At 25.2% G+C, this 7,289-nt stretch carries 8 protein-coding genes; all 8 read right to left on the bottom strand.

Going from position 1 to position 7,289, the window contains the following annotated elements; translation table 11 throughout:
* Positions 1–286 (bottom strand): OmpH/Skp family outer membrane protein (locus tag AMN95_RS01790; protein ID WP_143323751.1); only part of this gene is annotated, 286 nt, incomplete at its 3' end.
* Positions 286–2,532, bottom strand: coding sequence for an outer membrane protein assembly factor BamA (gene bamA / locus AMN95_RS01785; RefSeq protein ID WP_075522290.1), 2,247 nt, complete (start codon positions 2,530–2,532; stop codon positions 286–288). The genes bamA and AMN95_RS01790, both read right to left, overlap by 1 nt.
* Before the next feature lie 9 nt (positions 2,533–2,541).
* On the bottom strand, positions 2,542–3,708 hold the full coding sequence (locus AMN95_RS01780) for a 1-deoxy-D-xylulose 5-phosphate reductoisomerase (protein ID WP_075522289.1): 1,167 nt from the start codon (positions 3,706–3,708) through the stop codon (positions 2,542–2,544).
* The gene (locus AMN95_RS01775) at positions 3,708–4,346 is read right to left on the bottom strand and encodes a phosphatidate cytidylyltransferase (protein ID WP_075522288.1); all 639 of its coding nucleotides are present in this window, start codon (positions 4,344–4,346) and stop codon (positions 3,708–3,710) included. Before AMN95_RS01775 ends, AMN95_RS01780 begins: the two co-directional genes overlap by 1 nt.
* The gene (gene uppS / locus AMN95_RS01770; protein WP_075522287.1) at positions 4,346–5,020 is read right to left on the bottom strand and encodes a polyprenyl diphosphate synthase; all 675 of its coding nucleotides are present in this window, start codon (positions 5,018–5,020) and stop codon (positions 4,346–4,348) included. The genes AMN95_RS01775 and uppS overlap by 1 nt, the downstream gene beginning before the upstream one ends.
* Positions 5,017–5,568 (bottom strand): ribosome recycling factor, encoded by a 552-nt coding sequence (gene frr, locus AMN95_RS01765; RefSeq protein ID WP_075522286.1) that lies wholly within the window; start codon positions 5,566–5,568, stop codon positions 5,017–5,019. The genes uppS and frr overlap by 4 nt, the downstream gene beginning before the upstream one ends.
* Positions 5,569–6,420 carry a translation elongation factor Ts gene (tsf, locus tag AMN95_RS01760; protein WP_075522285.1) on the bottom strand — a complete coding sequence of 284 codons (852 nt, stop codon included), beginning with the start codon at positions 6,418–6,420 and terminating at the stop codon, positions 5,569–5,571. It lies immediately after the preceding gene.
* On the bottom strand, positions 6,420–7,229 hold the full coding sequence (rpsB, locus tag AMN95_RS01755; protein WP_075522284.1) for a 30S ribosomal protein S2: 810 nt from the start codon (positions 7,227–7,229) through the stop codon (positions 6,420–6,422). The genes tsf and rpsB overlap by 1 nt, the downstream gene beginning before the upstream one ends.
* Positions 7,230–7,289: the final 60 nt, after the last annotated feature.

Below are 7,289 nucleotides of genomic sequence, written 5' to 3'. Positions count from 1 at the left end.
CTTTATTTTGTAGACTTAGAGTATTTTTTTGGAATTCCTCTTTAGATAAAATATTTTTTTGATTCATCAATTTAGTTTTTTCTTCATCTATTTCCTTTTTATAATTTGAAAAATCTTTATCAATTTTTTTTCTCTCTTTAACGATAAACTCACTTACTTTTTTACCAGCAACTGAATTAATATAAACATACTCTATATCAATAAATAAAATTTTATCTTCTGCTATACTTTGTGTTGAAAATAATAAAATAAATAAAGATAATATTACCCTAACTTTTTTTATCATTAAAATGTGGTTCCTAAATTAAATCTAAAAGACTCTGTCTTGTCTGTAGAGGTTTTTGTTATCGGTTTTGTAAATGAAAAACTTAAAGGACCAATTGGAGTTAACCAATCAATACCAAGGCCTGTGGAACTTCTTATTTTATTTGAGTCATCTATTGAGCTGTCATAATCAACACCCCAAACATTTGCAATATCAATAAAGTATGAAAAGTCTAAAATTTCTACAGTGCTCAAAAGACCTGGTAAGTTTGTTGATAAGTTTAAAGCTGTAACATAATTTCCCCCAACATAATCAGAATTATCTATAGGACCTACTTTTCCTTTTTCAAATCCTCTTAAACGATTATAAGGTACTTGCCCTCTTTTTGAAACTCTAACATCAGAGTCATCTAATGAATTAACAGTTTTTAAATACAAACTAGCTTTACCAATCATATCATTTGTTTCGCTAAAACTTTTATATTGGGTAAATATAAAAGTATTTGTTATTTCGTTATTACCTGAAACTATAGGTACCTCTTGAAAGAAAAGAGTTTTATTTCCAGAAGTAGCTCTATATCCAGAATCTCTTTGATCATAATTAATTCCATAATTAATATAGAAATCTTCGTATGTTCCCTCTTGTTTTTTTAGTTGCGTTGAAGCTGAGGAATTAGTTTCTAAATCTTCAAGTGAAAATGAAACTTCAGGACTAAAAAATAAATTTTCATATTGTTCAAATTCTGTTCCAATTGAAAAACCAGTATTTGAAACTTTATAACCAAAATCATCTAAATAATCAGAGGTAGTGGCTTGAATAGAGGTAAATAAAGAATTTTCAGTATAAGCAAAATTTGGTTTTGTGTAGTCAAATTTACCTTTTATTGCTTCTTTAGAAACTTCAAGATTAGATGCTAATTTAATACCTTTTCCTAAAAAATTACCCTCAGTTATGCCTCCACCAATAGTTGAACCACTTGTACCAACACCAGCTGCTAAAGAAATCTCACCTGTGGGTTTCTCCTCAACTATTACATCTATCACTTTAAGATTTTCATTTGAACCATCTTTTATTTCACTTTTAACATTTTTAAAGATTCTTAGAGCTCTAATATTATCGATTGATTTATTGTACAAAAGTGTATTCAATGGATCGCCTTCATCAACTATTAGCCTGTTTCTTATTACCTCTTCAATAGTTTGAAAGTTCCCAGATATATTTATTCTTTCAACGTAAAATTTTTCAGAGTCAATAACATTAAAAGTAATATTGATCTTATCATTATCAAAAATTTCATGATCAACTTTTGAATCTATAAAATCATATAGTTTCGATGAAGCAATTTTATCAATTTTTTTTAAAATTAAATTAAAATCATTTAAAGAATATTTTTTTCCCTTGAGTTTATTAAATATTTTTTCAAGTTCTTTAAAATGAGAACTGTCGTAATCTATAGGTAAATTTAATTTTAAATCATTAAAATAATATTGGTTACCAGCATCGATATTATATATCAGTTTAAAGCCTTCCTCTTTATATTCTACAAAAGAGTCACTAACATTAACCTTGTAATAACCTTTATTTCGATAATAATTTTCAAGTAATCTTTTATCTAAGTTAATTGTGCTTTGATTTAAATAAACTTTATTTGTTACAAATTTCCAAAATTTATGTTCTTCAGATGCAATAACTTCTAAGAGTTTTTTATCTTTGATCTTTTTATCACCAATAAACGATATTTCTTTTATTCTTGCTCTATCACCCTGATCAATATCAAATATTAATTGAACTGAATTAAGATTATCATTTTTATTTATTTTAGTTTTAATTTTGGCAAAATAAAAACCACTAGTTTTAAAGATATTCTGAATTAAATTTATATCATTTTGAAGAAGATATTCATTAAATGACATTCTATTTTTCAATGATATATTTTCTAATAATTCTTTTTTAAAATCTTGATTTTTTATACCAGTAATTTCTATATTTTCGATAATAGGATTTTCTTCTACTATTAAGTTAAGTATACCATTTTTAAAATCGATTTTGATATCACTAAAAAAATTAGAATCATTTAAATTTTTTAAAACATTATTAATCTTATTGTCATCATAGTCGGAGTTTATTTGTATATTTCCAAGTACAATAATTGTTTCAGATGAAATTCTCTTATTTCCCTCAATATTTACTTTATTTAATATTTCAGCAAAAGCGAATGTGCTTGTAAATATAAGTATAGAGGTAATTTTTGATAATAATTTATACATAAATGGGTTTTATACACTTAATGTTTGTAATTTTAAACTTACATAATTTCTTAATTTATAAATATCTTCAACATTTTTAGGCTTAATTTTCCTAAATTTTAGAAATTCATGGTAATTTGAATACTTGTAAATCATTTTAATCATTTCATTGTATTTAATTTTGTCTGATAGGAACTTAAGAACAAAAAAATCATTAACAGTAATTAATACTGTTTCATATAATGAGTCATATTCTACTAATTTGTTAATTAGATTAGTTAAAGGGAATCTTTTAGTATCTACTTTTTTTAATTCTAAATTATTTAGGATTTTTAAATCTATATTTTTTGACGGTATTTTTGAATTATGTTCTGAATATAAAGAATTATATATTGGAATTCTCATATCAGGTTCATGTATTAGTATTTTTGTAAGAGCATTCTTAAATTTGACTATTGCATGCACATAAGATTTAGGATGAGTTAATATTGAAATATCTTTATATTTTAAATCAAAAATTTTTTTAGCTTCTATAACCTCAAAGACTTTATTCATCATAGTTGATGAGTCTATTGATATTTTTTTTCCCATTTTCCAGTTTGGATGATTAAGCGCATCTTTTTTTTTAATTTGATTTAAATTTTTTATGGATCTTTTCAAAAAAGGACCTCCTGATGCGGTTATAAATATCTTATCTATATTCTTATTAAGATTATTTCCCATTAGAGAGTAAATAGAAAAATGTTCAGAATCTATAGGAATAAATTTGGTTTTAAATCTAATTAATTCCTTTTTAATCAAATTCCAACCACATATAATTGCCTCTTTATTCACGATTGCAATATTTTTAGAATACTTAATTAACTTCAGAGAGGGTTTTAAACCATCCATACCTATTATTGAATTCATAGAGTAAAAAACTTTTTTCTTTTTTAAAATACTATCTATTTTAGAAAATGAATTAAAAAAATTGATATCTAAATTTTTATATTTTTTCTTTGCTTTTAAAAAATTTTTACTGTCACTAATGATTATATTTTTTACCTTAAACTCTTTAGCTTGATTAATTACTCTCTTAATATTTTTGTTTGTGGATAATAAGATTATATCAAAATTTTTTATATCTTTTCTAATTATTGATAAAGTATTTCGTCCAATTGAGCCTGTTGAGCCAAGTATTACAATTTTTTTTTTCATTATAAAGATAAAAGATAAATTGAAGGTATAACAAAAATTAATCCATCAATTCTATCTAAAAGACCTCCGTGTCCAGGTAAAATTTTTCCGGTATCTTTTAATTTAGCTTTTCTTTTAAAATAAGAAATAATTAAATCACCTATTTGACTAACAAGTGATATAGTTATGATAATTAATAAAACTAAAAATTGATCTATATCAGTTTTGTAAGTTTCAGAACTCCAAAAATATTTTATAAAAACTAAACCTGCTATTAAAGAAAATAAAAAACTACCAATAACACCTGTGTATGTTTTATTAGGACTTATTGAAGTTAATTTTGGACCTTTAAAGGTTTTTCCAAATACATAACCACCTATATCTGTAAATATACAAACAATTATGAAAAAAAGAAAACCATTTGAACCATAATCTTCCCTAACAAAAAAAGCGCTAGAAAAAGAAAAAAATAAAAAAACAATACCAAAAAATCTTATAATATTATTTTTTTTAGTCATATTAAACCATTCAAAGCTTGTAGCTAAAAAGAATAAGATTAAAAAAAAAATAAAAAATATTGAACCTTGAATTATAAAAAAAAAAGTAATTGGTATTAAAATTAAAGAACTTAATATTCTTTTTTGGAGTTGTTGATTCATTATATTTTACCAAAGTTTCTTTTAATATTCTTAAATTTTTTAATTATTTTATTATAATCTTTTTCTTTAAAATCTGGCCATAACTTCTTTTCGAAAAATATCTCTGAATAAGCGAGTTGCCACAATAAAAAATTACTTAATCTTTTTGTATTTCCTGTTCTAATTAATAAATCTGGGTCAGGTATATTTTTAGTCAATAAAAATTTAGTCAAATTTCTTTCATTAATTTTTCCTTTACTCTTTTTTAAATTTTTTAATGCATTAATTATTTCATATTTTGATCCATAATTTAAAGCTAAATTGATTTGTAATTTCTTATTTTTATATGTTTTTTTTTCAGCTAAATTTAATAATTTATTTAATCTTTTTGAAAAATTTTTTAATCCTAATATCTTTAATTTTATATTTTGTTTATGAAGGTCTTCTATTCTATTAACTAAAAAATTCTCCAACAAAGTAAATAAATAATTAATTTCTTTTTTTGGTCTTTTCCAATTTTCAGTTGAAAAAGCATATAAAGTAAGAAACTGTATTTTATTTTTAATTGTTTCTTTAATAATTTTTTCTACAGTATTTAAGCCAGCTTTATGCCCTGCATTCCTTGAATTTTTATTTTTTAATCCCCACCGACCATTGCCATCCATAATTATGGCTACATGATTTAATGGATTCATATTGTCATTATTTCTTTTTCTTTAGATGATACTTTATCATCTACTATAGAAATATGTTTATCTGTGATTGTTTGTACGCTCTTCTCAAATGATTTTTCTTGATCCTCTCCAATTTCTTTTGATTTAAGAAGTTTTTTTATTTCTTCATTCGCTTCTCTTCTAATATTTCTTATTGATACTTTGCATTTTTCACCCATAGACTTAATCATTTTTTTTAATTCAATTCTTCTTTCCTCATTTAGTTCTGGGATTGGAAGTCTAATTAATTGTCCGTCGATTTGCGGATTTAAACCTAGCTCAGATTTTTTTATAGCTGAATCCACTAAAGCAACATTATTCTGATCCCAAACTTGAACATTGATCATTCTAGGTTCTGGAGTTGTTACACTCGCAACTTGATTTATTGGCATTTGTTGACCATATACATCAACTTTTATTAAATCCAACATAGCTGAATTAGCTCTACCGGTCCTTAATGAAGATAATTCTTTAGCAAAAACCTCTATAGTCTTATCCATTTTAAGGCTGTATGATTTATCATCAAACATTTACTCACCTATCTTAAATCTTACGAACTCTTTTATCTTTAAATCAGATATTGACAATTCTTTTAAAATATCTTGAACTTTCTTTTTTGGTTCCATTACCCAAGCTTGAGATAGTAGAGCATTTTCCTCCTTAAATTTATTCATTTTGCCCAAACTTATCTTTTTAGCAATATCAGCTGGCTTTCCAGAGTTTTTTAATTCTTCAGTCACAAGTTCTTGTTCTTTGTCAATTACTGACTGATCAATTGAATTTTGATCTAATGCCAAAGGATTTGAAGCAGCAATATGCATTGATAATTGTTTACCAAAATTTTTTACAGTTTCAGAATTATCTTTTGTTTCAAGCGAAACAGCGACTGCTAACTTTGCTAAATTATCTTTAACTACGGTGTGTAAATATTTTGAGTTTACAGTTCCTTTATTTGAAATTGTTTTTGATTTACCTATTGTAATTTTTTCTCCAATTTTTGCAATTAATGCAACAAGATTTTCCTCAACAGATTTTCCATCTGACATTTTTGATTTATTTAATATCTCTATATTTGAGCTTACAGAATTATTAATATCACTTATCTCTTTAACAAATTTTATAAAATCATCATTTTTAGCAACAAAATCTGTTTCACAATTTACTTCTATTAAAGATATCTTTTTATCATCTCCACTTACTGCAACAACCCCCTCCTTTGCATCTCTAGACATTTTTTTTGAAGCTTTTGATATTCCTTTTACTCTTAGAATTTCAATTGCTTTATCTAAATCACCATTTGATTCTTTTATTGCTTGGTTACAATCTTTAAATCCAGCACCAGAGGCAGCTCTTAATTTTTTTACTTTTTCTATATCACTCATTAATTCAAAATCTCCGTTTTATCTTTTGGGAATTTTTTTTCTAATTTCTCTCTATCCAGTTCTTGAATAGTTTTTGTAGATTTTGTATCATTCTTTTTTTCAGTTTTCTTTTCCTCTACAGGATTAGACTTCTTAGCAGAAATAATTGTTTCTTTTATAAGTTTACAATATAAGTCAATAGCTCTTCTGGCGTCATCATTTCCAGGTATTGGAAAATCTATTCCATCTGGATTTGAGTTACTATCTAAAATAGCTATTATAGGTATTCCTAACTTTGAAGATTCTTGTATAGCTAATGACTCATAGTTTGTATCAATTATGAATACTAAATCTGGTACTTTTTTCATCTCTGCAATACCGCCCAAAGATCTTTGTAGTTTGGCTTTTTTAACACTCATCTTTAAAAGTTCTTTTTTTGTAAATCCTCTATTTTCAGCAACTAAGTCTGTTTCTAATTTTTTTAGTTTTTTAATAGAATTTGAAATTGTACCCCAATTAGTTAACATCCCTCCTAGCCATCTGTAGTTTACAAAATATTGATCAGTTTCTTTTGCAACTTCTGCTATGGCCTCTGAAGCCTGTTTTTTTGTTGAAACAAAAAGTATTTTACCGTTGTTTGCAACGGTATCGTATACTTTTTGAAGTGCAACTTTTGTTAACTCTAAAGTTTGTGTTAAGTCAATAATGTGGATAGAGTCTCTTTTTCCAAAAATATATTTTTTCATTTTTGGATTCCATCTTAGTGTTTTGTGACCTAAGTGGACACCTGCTTCTAATAATTGTTGTATTGTTACGTTAGGTATTTTCATATTTATTCCCGGTTAAGCCACCATAGTAATTTCCATTTAAGGACCGGAGGTTTAAAACCA

Source organism: Candidatus Pelagibacter communis, assembly GCF_001180185.1.
Taxonomy (GTDB): Bacteria; Pseudomonadota; Alphaproteobacteria; order Pelagibacterales; family Pelagibacteraceae; genus Pelagibacter; species Pelagibacter ubique_F.
This window is presented reverse-complemented; position numbering and strand designations above follow the sequence as displayed.